The sequence below is a fragment of the Legionella cardiaca genome (assembly GCF_029026145.1).
Classification (GTDB): Bacteria; Pseudomonadota; Gammaproteobacteria; order Legionellales; family Legionellaceae; genus Tatlockia; species Tatlockia cardiaca.
On sequence record NZ_CP119078.1, the window covers coordinates 1,549,482 to 1,565,865 of the forward strand.

Here is a 16,384-nt window from a genome sequence, read left to right on the forward strand (position 1 = left end):
CGAATCTAGGAAAATAACTCTTCCACTATCTCAAGCCATTGTAGTTTCCATAATTCAAAAAGAAAGAAACGATCTTCCTCTCTCTCTAAAAAAGCATTCAATTCCTCTGTTAGCAGTAGACGACAATTAGCAATCAATTTAACTAAAGCAATGGAAACTCCTTTGACATTCCACTCATAGCCATTAATGAATAAAAAGATAGCATTATCATCAGACTCTTGATAAGCAAAACGACAGAGAGAATTACGCATCAATCCTCTACTACCACGTAACGCTTGTAAAAAAAATTCTTGGCGAACATCTTGTGGCATTGGCTCAGGCAAAAGTTCTTGTGCGTGTTGATCAAGGTTTGTTGCAAAACAACCGAACCATGATTTAAATTGCGATTCATTCGAAAGTAATTCCTGCATTAATTCACGAGCATTTTCCCAAGCCTGTTGTGGTAATTCAGAGGTAGCATTTATTAAACCCCAATTTGGATCTTTATAAAGAGTGACTGCTTGTTTTTTTTCAGCTAAATACTCACCAAAACTATCCCATAATTCTTGTCCCTGATAGCTGCGATAGCCAAAAGAATAGGTCATGCAGTCCTTTGAAATAGCTATCCCATAATGACCCACATGAGGAGGTAAATAAAGCATATCGCCTTCTTCAAGAATATATTCTTCTTCTACCTGAAAATCCTCCATAATTCTTAATTCAATTCCAGATAGGCTATTTTCGACGCAGCAATTTTTGGTGGTTAATGACCATTTCCTAGAGCCTATTGCCTGATATAGAAAAACATCATAATTATCATAATGAGGTCCTACACTTCCTTTATTTACCGCATAACTTATCATTACATCATCAACTCGCCACTGGGGAAGAAAGTTAAAGTCGTTAAGCATAAGAGCCACCTCAGGGATAAAACGGTCAACTGCTTGTACCAATAAAGTCCAGTGTGTTCTGGGTAAACTTTTGAAATCCTTGGGAGAGAATGGTCCACGTTTTAAATGCCAGTAGGGACTTTTTTCGGGTGTTTCTAATACTATTCGACTTTCAACCTCTTCCTCCATTGCCAATCCAGCAAGTTCATCAGGACTGAGCGGATTCTTAAAAGAAGGTAATGCTTGCCGAATTATCACCGGCTTTTTTTGCCAATAATCGGTTAAAAATTTTTGTACACTAAACTCTTTAAAATTAACCATGTTATTACTCACTTCTCATCATTTATGAACATCTAGGATATAACCCAACCCATTGATGTTAGAAATTTTATAATCTTTCTAGCAAATAAGGTCTGTTATCTATTAGAATTTTGCTGTCAAAATAGTTCAAATATTTTCTCCATGAAATGACAATTCATTGGAATATATCTCTTAAGGACTAGGTATTATGAATAAGAAAAATACACTACTCTCAACTTTCCTCGCGTTTTTTCTTCCATTAGTGAGTTTTGCAGAAAATAATTCTCTGTGTCAAAACGATGAGCAAATTTTATTTACTTGTCTTACCAAAAACAATAAAACCATTTCTGTTTGTGCTTCTAAAAACCTGTCAGCGACTTCTGGTTACATGCAATACCGTTTTGGTCAAAAGGATAATATCGAAATGTCTTATCCCTCCAGTAAAGTGCCTGCCAATAAAGCGTTTACGGGACGTGCGCAGATGTTTAGTGGCGGTGGCGGTACTTATTTACGCTTTAATAAAAATGACTATGACTATATTTTATACACTGGTATTGGCAAAGGGTGGGAGGTTAATGGATTAATTGTATTAAAGGATGCAAATTTTGTTTCCTATTTCTCCTGCAACCATCAACCTGTTTCTCAAATTACTCCACAAGAGTTAGAAGATTTGAAAATTCCTCTAGACCCTGACAACAGAGAATTTTTCCCAGGGGATATTCCTTCAGTAAACAAAAGAGCATCTAGAGGTGGCGTAAATCTAAATTCCAACTCTAATGAAGCATTAGAAAGAATAAAAGCATGTTATGACAAAGTAGCATCACCTGCCGAACTAAGAACTTGCGCAAATAATGAATATACTTTTTATGACAATATGTTAAATAAGCGATACAACACCTTACTGGGTCTATTATCGCAAACTAAACAAAATTTACTAATTGATACACAAAAAGCCTGGCTGGTTTATCGTAAAAAAGAATGTGATTTTGAAAGCTTGCAGAATGAGGAAGGAACCCTGCAACCACTCTCATTGCTTGAATGCTATACTTCGCTTAATAAAAAACGCATAGCTCAACTTAATGATTTTATTAAACTTTATCAAAATTAATCCAGACGAAGAGTTTGGTGTGGCGGTACAAAAACCAAGCACCAAATTCCACACCAGTTATGTGACTATTAAAAATTTATCCTGGCAAATTTTTTAGCCCAACAGTCGATCAAATACCAAACAAATTTATCGCAATAATTCTATACTTTAGAAAAGTACCACTGAATCCAATTGTAGGAATATTTGGGAGAAACACAATGAAGATTTCTCGCGCTACTCTTGATAAGGCTGTGGATGCTAATATTATTAATTCTCAACAGGCGGATCAGTTACTTAAATTTCTTAAAAGCCAACCAGAACAAACGCCTAACTTTAATCTCACCAATGTTTTATATTATTTTGGTGGTTTAATTGCTATCGGTGCCATGACTCTATTTATGAATTTGGGCTGGGAAAAATTTGGTGGATGGGGAATTTTTTATCTTTGTCTACTTTATGCAGCCATTGGCCTTTACTTGACTCATCTATTTGACAAACATGATTATACTATTCCTGCCGGAATATGCGCCACCTTCGTCATTGCCCTGACACCTTTGGCTATTTATGGTTTACAATTGGCGATGGGTTGGTGGCCAGATGATGATACCAAGTATCAAGAATATCATTACTATGCCCAGTGGCACTGGATTTTCATGGAGTTAGGCACTCTCATTGTGGGAATCATTCTGGCATGGATTTACCGCTATCCCTTCATGATCATGCCAATAGCTGTCACATTATGGTATCTATCGATGGATGTCACTTATATGCTGACTGATCAATACGCAACTTTTCAACTTAGCGCCATGATTTCTATGTATTTTGGACTGATTATAACCTTAATCGCCTTTTGGGTAGATTTACGTTCAAGAAAAACCTTAGATTATGCATTTTGGTTATACTTATTTGGTGTGATAGCTTTTTGGGGGGGATTGACTTGCCAGCATTCTGAAAGCGAATTATCAAAATTCTTTTATTTATGCATTAATTTATTAATGATTGGTATTGGGGTTTTGCTAACAAGAAAAGTCTTTGTAATCTTTGGTGCTATTGGCTGTGCTTTTTATCTTGGTCATCTTGCGGCCGAGGTATTTAAAAATAGCATCTTATTCCCAATTGCTCTGGCTTTAATTGGCTTAGTAATTATTTACTTGGGAACATTATGGCAAAAACATGAAGCGACCCTAACGGAAAAAGCTCAATCAATATTACCGGTTGAATTAAGAGAGCTTTTACAGGCGCGCAATGATTAATTATAACAAGACAAAATCATACCTTAATTGGTAAAATTTGTGTCATTCCGCGTAGGCGGGAATCTATTAGGCAAGACACAATAGAATTTGCTGTAGAAATGGATTCCGCTACGCGGGAAAGACCAATTTCCTAAGTATCAAAGATGACAGTTAAATCAAATTGACATCCTTATGCCTAATTCATTTTCATACAGGCTTATCTTGGTGCATCGTATCTTGATTTAAGCCCTTTTGAAAAAACAATTTGCCATAACTGTAGCATTCTTGTGTTAAAACCACCCGCACAACTTAACAAATAGTAATTCCACATACGAAAAAATCGTTCATCATACATTGTTTTTAGTTGATTCCAGTTGGCATTAAAATTTTGATGCCAGGCTATCAATGTTTTTTGATAGTCCATACCAAAATTTTGCCAATCCTCCATGATAAATAGCTTTTCTGTAGCTTTGCCCAGTTGAGCAATAGAAGGCAACATCCCATTAGGAAAAATATATTTGGCAATCCAGGGCATTGCCTGAGTTGTACTTTCATTATTTCCTATCGTGTGTAATAAAAATAAACCATCATCAGCTAAACACCGATGGGCAACTTGCATATATTTTCGATAATTTAGATAGCCAACATGTTCAAACATTCCCAGAGAGGCAATACGATCGAATTTTTCATTAACCTCTCGATAATCCTGAAAGCGAATTTCGATTGGTAAATTTTTACAACGTTCTTTAGCGAGTTCATATTGTTGTTTTGAAATTGTAATACCAACAACATTCACCCCATAGTTTTCCGCAGCATATTTAGCCAAACTACCCCAACCACAGCCAATATCTAAAAGACGCATACCTGGTTTTAGTAATAATTTTCTGCATGTTAAATCCAATTTAGCAAGTTGTGCCTCATCTAAAGTCAATGCCTCTTTCCAATAGCCGCAGGTATAATTCATATTGCTATCTAACATTGCCTGGAAAAGTTCATTTCCCAGATCATAGTGGCGTTGTCCAACTTGTAAGGCGCGTTTTTTTGACTGAAAATTAAAAACCCGGGAAAGTAATAAACGCAATGCGAGTTTGGGATTTAATTTTACTTTGCTTTCGATATTAGCATTCACTATATGTTCAATTAACATATCAATACGTTTGCAATCCCACCACCCATCCATATAGGACTCACCAAGTCCCAAGTCAGCATCACGTAACACGCGTGCATAAAATTGGTCATTATGAATTTGTAAATCCCACAGTGCATTTCCATTGATAGTAATTCCCGCCAAATCTAAAAGCTTAATTACAAGCTCTCTGGCAGAATTTGTCTTCCTGTACATTTTGAAATGTCGCCTTTAAGTAACTTATATCAACCATGATTAGCAACATGGTCGCCCCATAGCTAGCGTGCCGCATCATCAAGAATGATATGAAATTACATATTATATTGAAAATAGCTCAACTGAATTATCAGTTGAGCTGAGCAAATTATACCTACTAATTAATCGGTAGTTTTATTATTGCTTGGATTAGTAGTTGTTCCACTATTATCTGGTGTGGTAGTGGTAGTTGTATTAGTCGGTGTTGTTGTATTAGTAGTTCCTGCTGCACCAGGTGTCCCAGTATTATTAGCAGGTGTAACCGTTGTGCTACTTGGGGTTGCAGGTGTTTCTACCGTGACATTGGTATTTGCTGGTGTTGTTCCCATGCGTGGCGCGCCAAAGAAATACCATAACGCAATACCTGCTAAAATTATTATAACTATAATCGTTATAATACCGACTCCATTATCATTTCTATCAGCCATGACTTTTCTCCTTAATTTCCCTTCATTAATATAACTATAGCAAAATGATGTTTTGACCATTTTACAAAGCATACAAATTTTCGCAATTAATCATAACTAGTCAGTCAAAACAAAGCTAGTACCTAATTGCGACTGTTAAACTTTTAAAATTTACTTGTTGCCAATTCACTCTAATTGATATCTAATAAATCAAAAAGATAAGTAAGGGATGCGAATGTCTATTAGCAAGGAATGTCACTCACTTTTTGAAAAGTTAATTCAATCCTACAAAATTTCAAGTGACAAAGCACACCATCAAATTTACCCTAAATTAATTGCCATTTCCAAGGAAATCAGCACACAACCTGAACTATATAATGATCAAGAACTTATAGTCAGACTATCTAGTTCCGCTATTGTTTTTATGCATGATAATCCACATTTTGCTACCTGCTTAAAAGAATTTTTAAAACGTTATGAAAAGAAAACAAATTCCCTGAATTTTCTTGTAGAAGGGGCTTACGATGCAGATGAATCGCTGGATGAAGAAATAGACGATGAAGAAAGGACATCCGCCCCCCTAAACACTACAGGTCAAACTAAATTTTTTATTGAATTACAAGAAGCCATTAGAAAACGAGCTTTGAAATTAGAACAGCAAGAACAAAGGACTTCGCTCAAAATGACTTAATTTATTATATTTGCTATACCTCGTAATTTTTTATTTTATAAAATATCATGGAGTCAAAAGTATTAAGTCATGAATCAACCAATGAATAATCACGCTCAGTCAATGTGGGAATTAAAAGTTTTGGCTTTACTTGCCATTCTTTGTGTGGCTTATATTGGGCAATTTATTTTGTTTCCCTTAATGCTTTCTTTTTTTCTCTACTTATTATTAAGGCCATTCAGAGTTTTTCTTCAAAAGTTAAAATTCCCAAAATTTCTTGCTTCAATTCTGATTACAACTGTAATTTTAGGTATTATCAGCTTTGGCGTTTCTTTTCTTGCTGCACCGGCTGCACATTGGATAGATAAAGCGCCTGAAAATATGTCTGTTATCGAAAAAAAATTTTCATCTATTAAAAAACCCCTTATAAAACTTAGTAATGCTTTGAAAACAGCCCAAACGATTACTGAAGCGAACCCCGAAAAAAAAGTTGAAGTAAAAGCTGAAGTGGGCAATATTGGCTATTCATTATTTGATCTTACTACCAATGCAATTTTATTAATTTTTCTGGTATTGGCATACTTATTCTTTTTATTAATTTATGCTGATGTAATTTTTGAAAACTTGCAAAAAATTATCACAACTCGCCAGAAAAAAATCGCAACTAATTTTCTTTCCAGTATTGAACAAGATCTCTCAATCTATTTATTTACATTCACCATGATTTGTATCTGCCTGGGCGGGGTAATCGCTTTGATTTTATGGCTCTTGTCTGTCCCCAATGCAATACTTTGGGGTGTCATGGCTGCCTTCCTTAATTTTATTCCCTATATTGGTCCAGCAATAGGTATTGGTGTGGTCTTTTTTGTTTCATTAATTACTTTTGATTCACTTTTGCAAATTATGTTACCGCCATTTCTATATTGGATAACCGTGAATATAGAAGGACAAATTATTACCCCCATTTTGCTGGGTAATCGCTTAAATTTAAATCCGCTCATTGTTTTTTTTAGCATCGTTTTTTGGGCATGGCTATGGGGCATCGGTGGAGCATTACTTTCTATTCCTTTTTTGATGATGATCAAAATTCTGATGAGCCATATTCCCTCTTTAGCTAAATACAGCTTATTGCTAGAAAAATAATTAAGGCGACCATAATAAGGAAAACAATGAAAATTGCTCGAAAACATCAAACAATAGAACGAAAAAACAGCTCAAATTGTATAGTGACTGAATATCCTATTGAAGATCAAACCATTGACTTCGCGGTTGTTAAAATCAACGGCCGCTATCCTGAAACACGAAGAGCAACTAATTTAATTTGCCAGGAAATCGTTTATATCCAGGCAGGCAGTGGCAAAGTTGTTGTTGAAGATCAAGAATATTCTTTTAATGCGGGTGATGTTGTCTTAATCGAAGCAGGTGAAAAATATTTTTGGGAAGGCACTATGGAACTCTCCATTTCATGTAGACCTGCTTTTCAAGTAGAACAACATCAGTATGTTGACTAAATAGTTAACTTATTTGCCCATCTATCTATAGGTATCCTTATAAGTACAAATCAGGATTTAAGATTGAATGGGCCAATCATTTCATTAGTCGCTAAAGAATAGCGCCAGACATTCTCCAAAGTTAAATGAACTCCACCACGCCAACAATCAATACCATTAAGTATAATCCAATCCGCGTCGCCATTAGCGACACGCTCCCCCAGATTACTTAATTCAAGTTCGGACTCTTCAAACTCGGCAACTGTTTGTTTTATTACCACTAAAGGATTTACAGCTTCTGCCAAATTGCGAACTACATGTTTGAATGTAATATCCCCCATGCCGAGGAAATATTCTTTTTCTACTAAAGGAAGTCGTCGAAATAATTCAGCAACATTGTCAACACCAGCAATAATGGAATCCAGAATATATTGCTCAGTCCAGGTTAAACCATTGTGGTTTGAGGGAAATTCCCTAAAATATCTTAGCAATGCATTTTTCATGAAAGTTAACGCAGATAAATCGCCTTTTACCAGTTGCACCAACTGTGTGGGCTCATTAGCAGTAAATCCATTCCATAATTTTTGCGCCAGTTGCAATTGTATATTGGTTATTTTTTGGCGACATGGAAATAACGCATGGATCTGTTGTTCATCCAATTGCCCTAACCCTAAAAAAGGACTCACTCCTGGATAATGATTAATACAAATTAAAGAAAGCTCAGCCCTCACTTTAGTATCTGCAAGGTATGTCAATACCTGCAGCAATTGCAATTGATCATAGGTATCATGTTCAAACCAAAGGATAATTTCTTTAAAATTTTTTAAATTTAATAACTGCGCTTCCAGCTCTTGAAAAGAGTAAAGATTACTTTCCACGTCGCCATAACCTGCTGTGGCAAGGTATTTTGCACGTTCTTCACCTAATACAGAAAAACTTAAATCACCCCGAACAGGTCCTTCGTAAAGAATATCGCGCCAGGCAATAACGTCTTCCGTTTTACAAGCCGTCTTTATTAATTCTGCAGAAAAATCACCATTCGTTATATGAAGTGAGTTCATAGATTATAGGAAATGAGAAATGATAATCATTAGTATACAGATTAAGATTTTTTTGCGTAAGGTAAAACTCTAATTACCGTTAATTTATAGATTTTTACTAGTTTTAGAGGCACATATTCATTGACATTTAAGATCAATTTAAGTACAATCGGTACATTTAATCGCTATTTTTTAGCATAAGCAATTTATCTAAATACGGCGACCACACAAAACGAAGGATTGTGCTTAATTCCAAAGGACTGATTTAACTAAAAGCCTATTGGAGTACACATGCCTAAGCCAAATGATTTAAACGAGATTTTTTCGCTCCTTGGGAAAGAAAAAGCTGCTCAAGAAAATCACTTTTTATTTTTTTTAGGCACGGATACGGTCTTTACCGCAAAACCCACCATTACGCTACCCAATCTAACAGAACAGAAATCCTACGAACGTGGAGAAACACTTTCTTATGCCGCGCAAGTTGTTGTAAACATTTTAGGCGAGGAAGCAGAGACTGGAAAACCGGGTGAACCGCTATCCTACTCTTCGCCATCAGTTGATGTGTTAAATGGTCCTACGACCCTGGGATCTGAAGTGGGTGAACGTATTGCTCAAGGCGTTTTTTTAGCCTTACGCGCTGCAGCAAATGGCAAAAAAACATTGCAAATTCCTGCCCACAGTAGAGGTGCTGTTGAAACAATATTAGTGATGAGTGAATTAGCTCGTATTAAGAAAGCACTGCAGGAGGAGCCTAACAAACCCTTACACGAAATCCTTGCAGCAAGTCCATGCAGCTATACTTGCAAAGCAGCCCAGACTTTTTTTAAAAATCAAGCGGCTGAAGACACCCTGGCTTTAAGAAAAGAATTATTAAATCGCTTGAACGAGATGAAAATTAATCCATTCTTAATTGATCCTGTGCCCGGTGGCGGCTTTCTGAAACTGCCTGTGGGTTGGTATGACGAGCGATTCTTTGAACAACCTTCTTGCAATGATTATGAGTTATTATTATATCGTGATGAACGCACCCGCTGCTTTACCCCAATTGTTCCTGAAGGCCTGCAACCTATTGTAATACCCGGTCATCATGGTACAGGTAGTGGTAATCGTTATAATCAACAGTTAGTAGAAGTTTCTAAGGAAATTGAAAACCGCGATACCACAGCAGTCCAAGACCTTGTCTTATATAAATTATTTCATTTTCTCCATCGTACATCAGGCATCTTTCCCAGCAACAATTACGATCTTGACCTGGGACATAATAGCCTTGATCCGGCTTTAAATGAATTTTTAGCGGCAGAAGAACCTAAAAGATATCAACTTTTATTACAAAAGTATCTTATTATAAAAGAAAACGATGCGGCTTATCGCTCTTTTTCAAATGGTTCGTATGCTTATTTAGGGGCACAGTACGCAGAAGATCGCACTCGATTTGTGCATTTTCGCGGTCATAACCATAAAAGCATGAAAGATGTTTCTCCAGAAATGCAAGGTGGATTTATTAATCCTGAGCATGCAATGCTTTACTTAAGAGAGTATGTACAATTTGATAATCTTGCTGACGCAACCCCTGATGTTTTAGTCACTGCAATAGCAAAGGCGCTTGAAGAATTAATCTCTCAAATGATGTCCAGCGACACCTCGGAATCGAAGCTATTAGAGTTACTAAAACAAACCAAAGGCCAAGATATCTTTTTTGAGGGCTTATCTATACTCGTTGATCAGATTAGTCAAAAATACTTGAGAAATCATTTATCCGCTGAAGAAACTCAGAAATTGCGGGAAGTCATTACAAAACCTTTTAGCATATTAAAGGACGCCGTTAATCTTGGCGACGAAAAAATTTCAAAAGGCAACCGTGCAATCCTCGAAAAATGCAATACTTTTCTACAAAATGGTTTAAAACGTACCGCAGAAACTCATTATCAATCCATTCTAGAGCAATTTATCAGCTTGAATATGCAAATAGAATTTTTCTTAGCCTCTCCAGAATACTTTGAACAGGCTATTTTTCAAAAGTTTTTGGAAAATTTAGAGGTTGAAAATGATCCTACTGGCACACTGACCACAGTAAGAGAAAATTTAAGAAAAGTTATGCCGGTCACTGTTGAAAAAGTAAAAGAAGCATTAGTTCATGAGCTTCTACAAGTGGGAGCGAATGATAGTTTATCACTCGAACAAAAAGAGCAAATCAATGGTATTATCGCGAGTGAAAAAACATCACGACTACAAGATTTCTTTGAAGCTCAACAATTATCTGTTGAGACCTATCTAAATGATATTGAGCAGCTTTATAATTTAGCAGTCAATTTACAGAATGATTACATAAAAATAACTGAACTTATTTTCCCACAAAAATTGCAAATTGATAGCCAGCAGCTTGGCTTTCGCTGCGAAGCTCTCATCAAGATGGGTGCAAAATTGCTTAAAGAAAAGCAAGTTGATTTACGCAATAAGCCTCATAATATAAGTGCTTCTTTTTTTGCACTGATTAAAAACGAAGCCATAGCTCTTGGCGCCTCCTCACCTGAACTAGATGATTTAACTAACAACTCTCAAGAACAGGCGAGTGAAATTGCAGAATTAAAAGGGAAAGAAGAAAAGCTACGTGGCCAACTTAAACAAGCTACAGATGACAATAAAGAGTTAAAAGAAAAGGTACAAACGTTAGAGGCGGAAACTGAAAATCAAAAGGATTTGGTGAGTAATCTGCAATCGCTTACAGAGGTGGAAAAAGCCTGGGTAATCAATAAACGACTCATTCCTTTAACAGATGAGTATTTAGACTATTTGCTAGCAGGGGCCAAAATTCTACTGCCTGAATTAAAAACACATAACCCCAATGATCCACTGCCTAATCATACTTTTGCGGACGAAAAAACTCAGGTAGCGTATACAAGAATAACAAGCAAATTTAATGCTGTTCATCAACTTAAACAAGGCTTAGCTGACACAGAAAATGTGCCTTTAGCAAGCCAGCGCCTGGAGAAGTTTAAAGAGTCTCTTGCTGCTATTGAGGACGATCTTAATTTCCACCGTGATGCCCCTTGGAAGAGATTTTTACGTGCCAGTTTAACAGTCATTGCTATTGTAGCTACGGGTGTTATCCCCGGTGTCATTGCCTTGTTTGCTTATTCAAAATATTCAGGAAATACTCTTCCCTACTTTTTTAATCGACAAACCAGAGGCACTGAGTTTGTTGAAGAAAGTAGAAAGGCAGAACTTGTCATAGCAGCAGGATAAATCTTATACGCATGAACTCATTTCATGCGTATATTCATTAATGTCTCTTATAGCAATTAACTTGTTTAGGAAGAAACCCGCTTTCACTTCTAGTCGATGGGTCAAAATTGACTTCACATGAACTCAAATTTGCTGGTAATCGACTAGTCAGTCGAATGCTGGTTTTATTGTATTCACATACTATATAAACGCTCTCATTGGCAGAAAATGACCATTTTGCTTTTTTCTTGCTTATAAAATCAGGCTTAAGACTTGCCAACTCATCTGGATGACCAGAATAGATAGAAATAGCGACGAGGAAATGATTAGAGGTGGCAGGCAATAACTCCCAATCTGTAGGAAGACTAGTCAAATTTTCCTTAACATTAATCTTAGCTGGGCAAGCAGGCAAATCAATAGATGCCGAAAATAATTGAGAATTATAGATAAGCGTCGTTATCAAAACAAATTTTTGCAATTTCTGATTCATATGAGTCTTGATTATTATTGGTTGCTTCCAATTTATCATTTTTTTGCTATTCAGCAACCATGAGGATTTGTTTTAAAATTGCTCAATATCCTATAATTTATATAAGGACAAACTACACTGAGTACAAAGGATATGAACAATTATTCCGTTAAAGAATTTAAGCTACTACCCATTTTAACTGCTTTTTTTCTGATTTTTATAGCTATAGGGTATACAACCACAGCGCAAGCAGCCACAGTACAACCATCCACAGTAAGTAAAAATTTTCAACCCACTCAGTTGGCTTATTTTTATGTCTATGATACATATCCAGGTCGCTATTGGGGGCCTTGGAGACACTATCATCGTCCTAGAGCTTATTGGACTGGATGGAATACCATTTATCTAGGGCATCGAACCATATGTCAAAGAAACTGTTTAGTTAACACCTGGAATGGTATGGTCATTCGTTGCGTAAAACGTTGTATATAGGCCCATGATTATCAAACATTGCTTGAATAGCTGTATTATTTACTTCTTGTGGATTAAGCTATTAGTCTCTTCTTAACTTCTATCTCACCTAAATTTTACAAGCGTATGCTATGTAACTCTATATCTCTATCAAGGTTTAGACACGGCAGGACTGTCATGAGGAGCAGCAAATGCCTTTTTCCAATACTCTCTTTTAGAACATTTACGATGCCAAAATGAAGGTAATAGGTCACGATAAAGATTTGAATCCGTTGGCGTTTTGCTTGTATTTGATACACTGCCAACATTCTCGTTATCGGTTTTACTGTCTTTGACATTTGCAACCCCTGTAACTTTTGCTGCAACATTAACAACGTCAGGAACTTCCACTTCACTTTGTTTAGCCATATCTTTCTTATATTGCTCTTCAATGCCTTCATATTTTTGACTTAAATTTTGAGGTAACTTAGTTAAAGGTTTTTCTCGTTCACAAAGAATATCTACTAAAATTTTTTGTTTTAATTGATAAGAAGAATATTTGGAATGTTTCACCGCACTATCATCACTATCATTTATTACAGTATTTAATGCTGTAATATCCTTAGATCTTATGCAAATTGGAGTAAATTTTTTATCCGAATTATTGTTGCTGATTTCTCGGCGTAGATTGGCAAAATTACTTGTAGGAGAAATTGTTATACATTGCTTATCAAATTTTTTACGGCAATACTTGGGTAAATCCTTGTTATATTTAAAATCAATATCTACCTGCAGCAGAACACTAACGACTAAAAAATACCCTTCATAACAATGCTTTTCTTTTAAGAGGTCTGCAACCGTAATCCATCTACGAAAGGCGTTAAGCTGAGAATCTCTTTTAGCATGCTGTTTAATATCGTCTTTAATAAAAAACGCTAATGCATTACGAACATTGAAAAAATTCTCTACTCTTGTGCTAGCCTTTTTTCTTTCAGCAAATCCAGAAGGATTTGAAAAATCCGCTATCGAAAGTTTTGCAAATGCTTCTCTTAATTTAACATCGACTATTCTTGCATGATCAGAAGCAAATTTTTGTTCAATGTAACAATACAATAAGGGGCCTTTGCTTTTTTTTATTTCGATTTGCGCTTCTTTCTCAGCAACAAGGTCGTCCCATTCACGCGAGGCCAAAGGGTTAAGAAGATAGTTGTTTTTTTTTATCCAATCGGCAAGAAGTTTATTTTTTGACACGCAACAATCCTTGTTGACGAGTTTAATTCATATTGAATAGTTAAAAATTTTTAGTCAAGAAATTTATGCAAAATAATCAACGATGCCTCTATTTTTAAGACTGGTTATAGGTGTTATCGCAATGTCTTCCTCACCCACTTCTTTATTATTAAACCGTTGGTCATTATTTTCCCAAGAAGCGTAGCGTTGACGATCATTAGACTCAATATTAACTTGGGAGAGATTCACTCCCTGCTCAGACAACATATCTTTAAGCCTAGGAATAGTTTGTTCAATTAAATCACGTACTTGATTGGAATGAGTTGTTATATTGACACTAGCAGCCTCTTTCACAAGCTTAATATTTACCTCCAGAGGCCCTAATTCCTGAGGATTCAATTTTATAATTGCTGTTTTAATTTTTTGTTGTCCAAGCCACATAATTTGCTGGCTGAAGTTATCGCTCCAATCCGGATTAGATATGTTTTGCGTCAAATTAAGTATTTTCGGAGAAATTTCATTTGTGGTGACTACTTTATACTCCTGGTTCATTGGCGTTTGGGGTGAATTAATAGTGGTCGTACCATTTTTATCATTCGTTATTTGATTAAGTAAAGATTTAGTTTCAAATGATTCTGGCAAGTTGTTTGTTGCTTTTATAGGTACTCTTGTTATTTCTTCAGTAGTTTGCGACTCCAAAGAAGTATCAATAATTTTCAGAGGTATTTTTAACTTGGGAGAGTCTTGGCCTATTTCATTAATGGCAGCTTGATTACTAACTCTGGCATCACTTTCTTTCATATTTTTATTGACTAACGCAACAACATTCGAATCTTCAATATTGAGTTGCTTTAATGTGGAGTCAATCTGAGTTGATATTATTACCTCTGCATTTACATTGACCTCGGGATTACTATTTTTGTTACTCGTGGTTAGGGAATCAGTACTTGTTGTGTCACTAACAGGTGAATCAACGATATTAGCAGCTTCAGTGATATTCGTAATATTGGCGGGTGGTTCAAAAGAAGTCGCGCTAAACCAGAGAAGCGGCATACTATTCTCGATAAGGCTATCATCATCAACCTTTTCTTCCTCAGCAAACGTACCTTCATCTGTTTGAATTTGGGCCTCAAGCGGCAATGCCTGGATTTCATTTGAAATATCTATTGGAAGAACTTCTAGCTCTAACTTCTCTAACTCTTTATTTAATACCTCTTCACTCGCAGATTCTACTGGAGTAATTTCAATATTATTTTCCGATGATTGATTCGCTAAAAATTCAGCCATGAGCGCTATAAACGTTGCATTTTCTTGAAGGTCTTGGGGATCCATTTCCTCGATTTGCAACTTTTTATTTATCTCCGTACTCTGTTGTATCGACATTAATTGAATAAAATCAAGCATCAAACACTCCTTGGTTATCGACAGCTTCTTGCAAAATGTATACCAATTAAAATTAAGCTGTGATGCTTTTAGAATTTTAGATTATATTTCCAAAATACGCTTCATGCTCCCAATCCTCAACCCTTTCCACTTAAATTTTTTATCCTTAACTAGAAAAAAATGATATAGAAAGCAAGAAGTTTTGCTTAAAAAGAATCAAGAAAAACATGACTCAATGGAAAAATAAAAAATTTTTAATCAAGAATTCGAGATTAGAAATGTCGAGAAAATTGCTTTTGTCATCGTCAGTTATACTGTATTTATATTATTTTAGTTCCCGCTTAGATTAACTATTTCGTTAAAAATTATTACTCCGATGTAAAACTAATAGTCCGTTTTTTTGAGCATGATAATCTCATTTGAGGCACACTAATCAAGGATGAAGATTATGCTTACTTTTTTTAGACAAAAATCTAAAGTAACTAAGCAGCAAATTGATGCTGCACTTTTAAATGCACTTAACTATTTTACGGATGAAGAAATTATTACACTGATAAGGCAAAAACAGTCAATTTTCCAACAGCAAATTATCCAGTCAAAACACGCATCAGAAAAGGAATCCATTCTGCTTTGTTATGCACTTTTCGCTAAAACACTAATGAATTGCGTTAAATCACCCAGTGATATTCCTGACTTCATTGATCATTACTACACCTCATCCTATTATTGTCATGTAGGTGGTGAAAATGGATGCTACTCTTATACGCTATTTGATGAAGTTAATGCTGCTCTTTTGAAAACCAGTTTAGCCGTGCTTGTTTTAAGTTTTATTACGCTTCCTTTCAGTATTCCCGTTAGTTTAATAGCCCTTGGAATTGCAATTTCGATTCTCCTTCCTACTGGATTTTATGCAGCTGCCGAGACACTTCCCAATCAGATGAAAATAAAAAAAGAAGAAGATATATTGTTTCATCAACTCTACTTAAATTTAACTTCTCAAAAGGATTTAAATTCACCTTCAATAGAGTCAGAAGCAAGCCTGTTATCCGCCAACTAAATGATAATAATTCTCATTCGCGAGGTACTCCATGTAGTGCCTCTTCTTTTTTTATAAAATTTTGAATTTGCGCCTCATGAAAACTTATTTTATTTCA

15 protein-coding genes are annotated in these 16,384 nt (G+C 35.7%); 8 read left to right on the top strand and 7 right to left on the bottom strand.

Features of this window, described 5'->3' with window-relative positions:
• Positions 1-5: 5 nt before the first annotated feature.
• Complete coding sequence (locus PXX05_RS06705) at positions 6-1,190, bottom strand: cupin domain-containing protein (protein ID WP_275090288.1); 1,185 nt, start codon at positions 1,188-1,190, stop codon at positions 6-8.
• A 187-nt stretch (positions 1,191-1,377) separates the two neighbouring features.
• Between PXX05_RS06705 and PXX05_RS06710 the strand changes: the two genes are divergently transcribed.
• Together PXX05_RS06710 and PXX05_RS06715 are read left to right on the top strand one after the other, a co-directional pair.
• Complete coding sequence (locus PXX05_RS06710; RefSeq protein WP_275090289.1) at positions 1,378-2,277, top strand: lysozyme inhibitor LprI family protein; 900 nt, start codon at positions 1,378-1,380, stop codon at positions 2,275-2,277.
• Between the two features lie 197 nt (positions 2,278-2,474).
• On the top strand, positions 2,475-3,509 hold the full coding sequence (locus tag PXX05_RS06715) for a DUF2157 domain-containing protein (protein ID WP_275090290.1): 1,035 nt from the start codon (positions 2,475-2,477) through the stop codon (positions 3,507-3,509).
• 196 nt (positions 3,510-3,705) lie between these two features.
• Here PXX05_RS06715 and cfa read toward each other — a convergent pair whose 3' ends face one another.
• Together cfa and PXX05_RS06725 are read right to left on the bottom strand one after the other, a co-directional pair.
• Positions 3,706-4,830 carry a cyclopropane fatty acyl phospholipid synthase gene (gene cfa / locus PXX05_RS06720; protein ID WP_275090291.1) on the bottom strand — a complete coding sequence of 375 codons (1,125 nt, stop codon included), beginning with the start codon at positions 4,828-4,830 and terminating at the stop codon, positions 3,706-3,708.
• A gap of 161 nt (positions 4,831-4,991) precedes the next feature.
• Complete coding sequence (locus PXX05_RS06725; RefSeq protein WP_275090292.1) at positions 4,992-5,297, bottom strand: hypothetical protein; 306 nt, start codon at positions 5,295-5,297, stop codon at positions 4,992-4,994.
• Between the two features lie 214 nt (positions 5,298-5,511).
• On the opposite strand from PXX05_RS06725, the gene PXX05_RS06730 reads away from it, so the two are divergent.
• The 3 genes from PXX05_RS06730 (at position 5,512) to PXX05_RS06740 (ending at position 7,457) form a co-directional block, all read left to right on the top strand.
• Positions 5,512-5,967, top strand: coding sequence for a hypothetical protein (locus PXX05_RS06730; RefSeq protein WP_275090293.1), 456 nt, complete (start codon positions 5,512-5,514; stop codon positions 5,965-5,967).
• Positions 5,968-6,036: 69 nt separating this feature from the next.
• The gene (locus tag PXX05_RS06735) at positions 6,037-7,089 is read left to right on the top strand and encodes an AI-2E family transporter (protein ID WP_275090294.1); all 1,053 of its coding nucleotides are present in this window, start codon (positions 6,037-6,039) and stop codon (positions 7,087-7,089) included.
• A 26-nt stretch (positions 7,090-7,115) separates the two neighbouring features.
• Positions 7,116-7,457: an AraC family ligand binding domain-containing protein gene (locus PXX05_RS06740; protein ID WP_275090295.1), complete on the top strand. Its 342-nt coding sequence runs from the start codon at positions 7,116-7,118 to the stop codon at positions 7,455-7,457.
• Between the two features lie 50 nt (positions 7,458-7,507).
• Here PXX05_RS06740 and PXX05_RS06745 read toward each other — a convergent pair whose 3' ends face one another.
• Entirely contained in the window at positions 7,508-8,497 is a 990-nt protein-coding gene (locus PXX05_RS06745; protein WP_275090296.1) for a DUF1835 domain-containing protein, read from the bottom strand.
• A 270-nt stretch (positions 8,498-8,767) separates the two neighbouring features.
• Between PXX05_RS06745 and PXX05_RS06750 the strand changes: the two genes are divergently transcribed.
• Positions 8,768-11,719 (top strand): hypothetical protein, encoded by a 2,952-nt coding sequence (locus PXX05_RS06750; RefSeq protein WP_275090297.1) that lies wholly within the window; start codon positions 8,768-8,770, stop codon positions 11,717-11,719.
• 37 nt (positions 11,720-11,756) lie between these two features.
• Here PXX05_RS06750 and PXX05_RS06755 read toward each other — a convergent pair whose 3' ends face one another.
• The gene (locus PXX05_RS06755) at positions 11,757-12,188 is read right to left on the bottom strand and encodes an STY0301 family protein (RefSeq protein WP_275090298.1); all 432 of its coding nucleotides are present in this window, start codon (positions 12,186-12,188) and stop codon (positions 11,757-11,759) included.
• A gap of 132 nt (positions 12,189-12,320) precedes the next feature.
• On the opposite strand from PXX05_RS06755, the gene PXX05_RS06760 reads away from it, so the two are divergent.
• A complete protein-coding gene (locus tag PXX05_RS06760) occupies positions 12,321-12,659 on the top strand; it encodes a hypothetical protein (protein WP_275090299.1) in 339 nt (112 codons plus the stop codon).
• Between the two features lie 129 nt (positions 12,660-12,788).
• Here PXX05_RS06760 and PXX05_RS06765 read toward each other — a convergent pair whose 3' ends face one another.
• Complete coding sequence (locus PXX05_RS06765) at positions 12,789-13,868, bottom strand: RasGEF domain-containing protein (protein ID WP_275090300.1); 1,080 nt, start codon at positions 13,866-13,868, stop codon at positions 12,789-12,791.
• Positions 13,869-13,931: 63 nt separating this feature from the next.
• Positions 13,932-15,251 (bottom strand): flagellar hook-length control protein FliK, encoded by a 1,320-nt coding sequence (locus tag PXX05_RS06770; protein ID WP_275090301.1) that lies wholly within the window; start codon positions 15,249-15,251, stop codon positions 13,932-13,934.
• Positions 15,252-15,678: 427 nt separating this feature from the next.
• Between PXX05_RS06770 and PXX05_RS06775 the strand changes: the two genes are divergently transcribed.
• On the top strand, positions 15,679-16,287 hold the full coding sequence (locus PXX05_RS06775; protein WP_275090302.1) for a lpg1689 family Dot/Icm T4SS effector: 609 nt from the start codon (positions 15,679-15,681) through the stop codon (positions 16,285-16,287).
• Positions 16,288-16,384: the final 97 nt, after the last annotated feature.

Excerpts from the sequence above, each read along its gene's own strand:
- PXX05_RS06705 (WP_275090288.1), bottom strand. The coding sequence starts at position 1,190 with ATGGTTAATTTTAAAGAGTTTAGTGTACAAAAATTTTTAACCGATTAT.
- PXX05_RS06710 (WP_275090289.1), top strand. The coding sequence starts at position 1,378 with ATGAATAAGAAAAATACACTACTCTCAACTTTCCTCGCGTTTTTTCTT.
- PXX05_RS06715 (WP_275090290.1), top strand. The coding sequence starts at position 2,475 with ATGAAGATTTCTCGCGCTACTCTTGATAAGGCTGTGGATGCTAATATT.
- cfa (WP_275090291.1), bottom strand. The coding sequence starts at position 4,830 with ATGTACAGGAAGACAAATTCTGCCAGAGAGCTTGTAATTAAGCTTTTA.
- PXX05_RS06725 (WP_275090292.1), bottom strand. The coding sequence starts at position 5,297 with ATGGCTGATAGAAATGATAATGGAGTCGGTATTATAACGATTATAGTT.
- PXX05_RS06730 (WP_275090293.1), top strand. The coding sequence starts at position 5,512 with ATGTCTATTAGCAAGGAATGTCACTCACTTTTTGAAAAGTTAATTCAA.
- PXX05_RS06735 (WP_275090294.1), top strand. The coding sequence starts at position 6,037 with ATGAATCAACCAATGAATAATCACGCTCAGTCAATGTGGGAATTAAAA.
- PXX05_RS06740 (WP_275090295.1), top strand. The coding sequence starts at position 7,116 with ATGAAAATTGCTCGAAAACATCAAACAATAGAACGAAAAAACAGCTCA.
- PXX05_RS06745 (WP_275090296.1), bottom strand. The coding sequence starts at position 8,497 with ATGAACTCACTTCATATAACGAATGGTGATTTTTCTGCAGAATTAATA.
- PXX05_RS06750 (WP_275090297.1), top strand. The coding sequence starts at position 8,768 with ATGCCTAAGCCAAATGATTTAAACGAGATTTTTTCGCTCCTTGGGAAA.
- PXX05_RS06755 (WP_275090298.1), bottom strand. The coding sequence starts at position 12,188 with ATGAATCAGAAATTGCAAAAATTTGTTTTGATAACGACGCTTATCTAT.
- PXX05_RS06760 (WP_275090299.1), top strand. The coding sequence starts at position 12,321 with ATGAACAATTATTCCGTTAAAGAATTTAAGCTACTACCCATTTTAACT.
- PXX05_RS06770 (WP_275090301.1), bottom strand. The coding sequence starts at position 15,251 with ATGCTTGATTTTATTCAATTAATGTCGATACAACAGAGTACGGAGATA.
- PXX05_RS06775 (WP_275090302.1), top strand. The coding sequence starts at position 15,679 with ATGCTTACTTTTTTTAGACAAAAATCTAAAGTAACTAAGCAGCAAATT.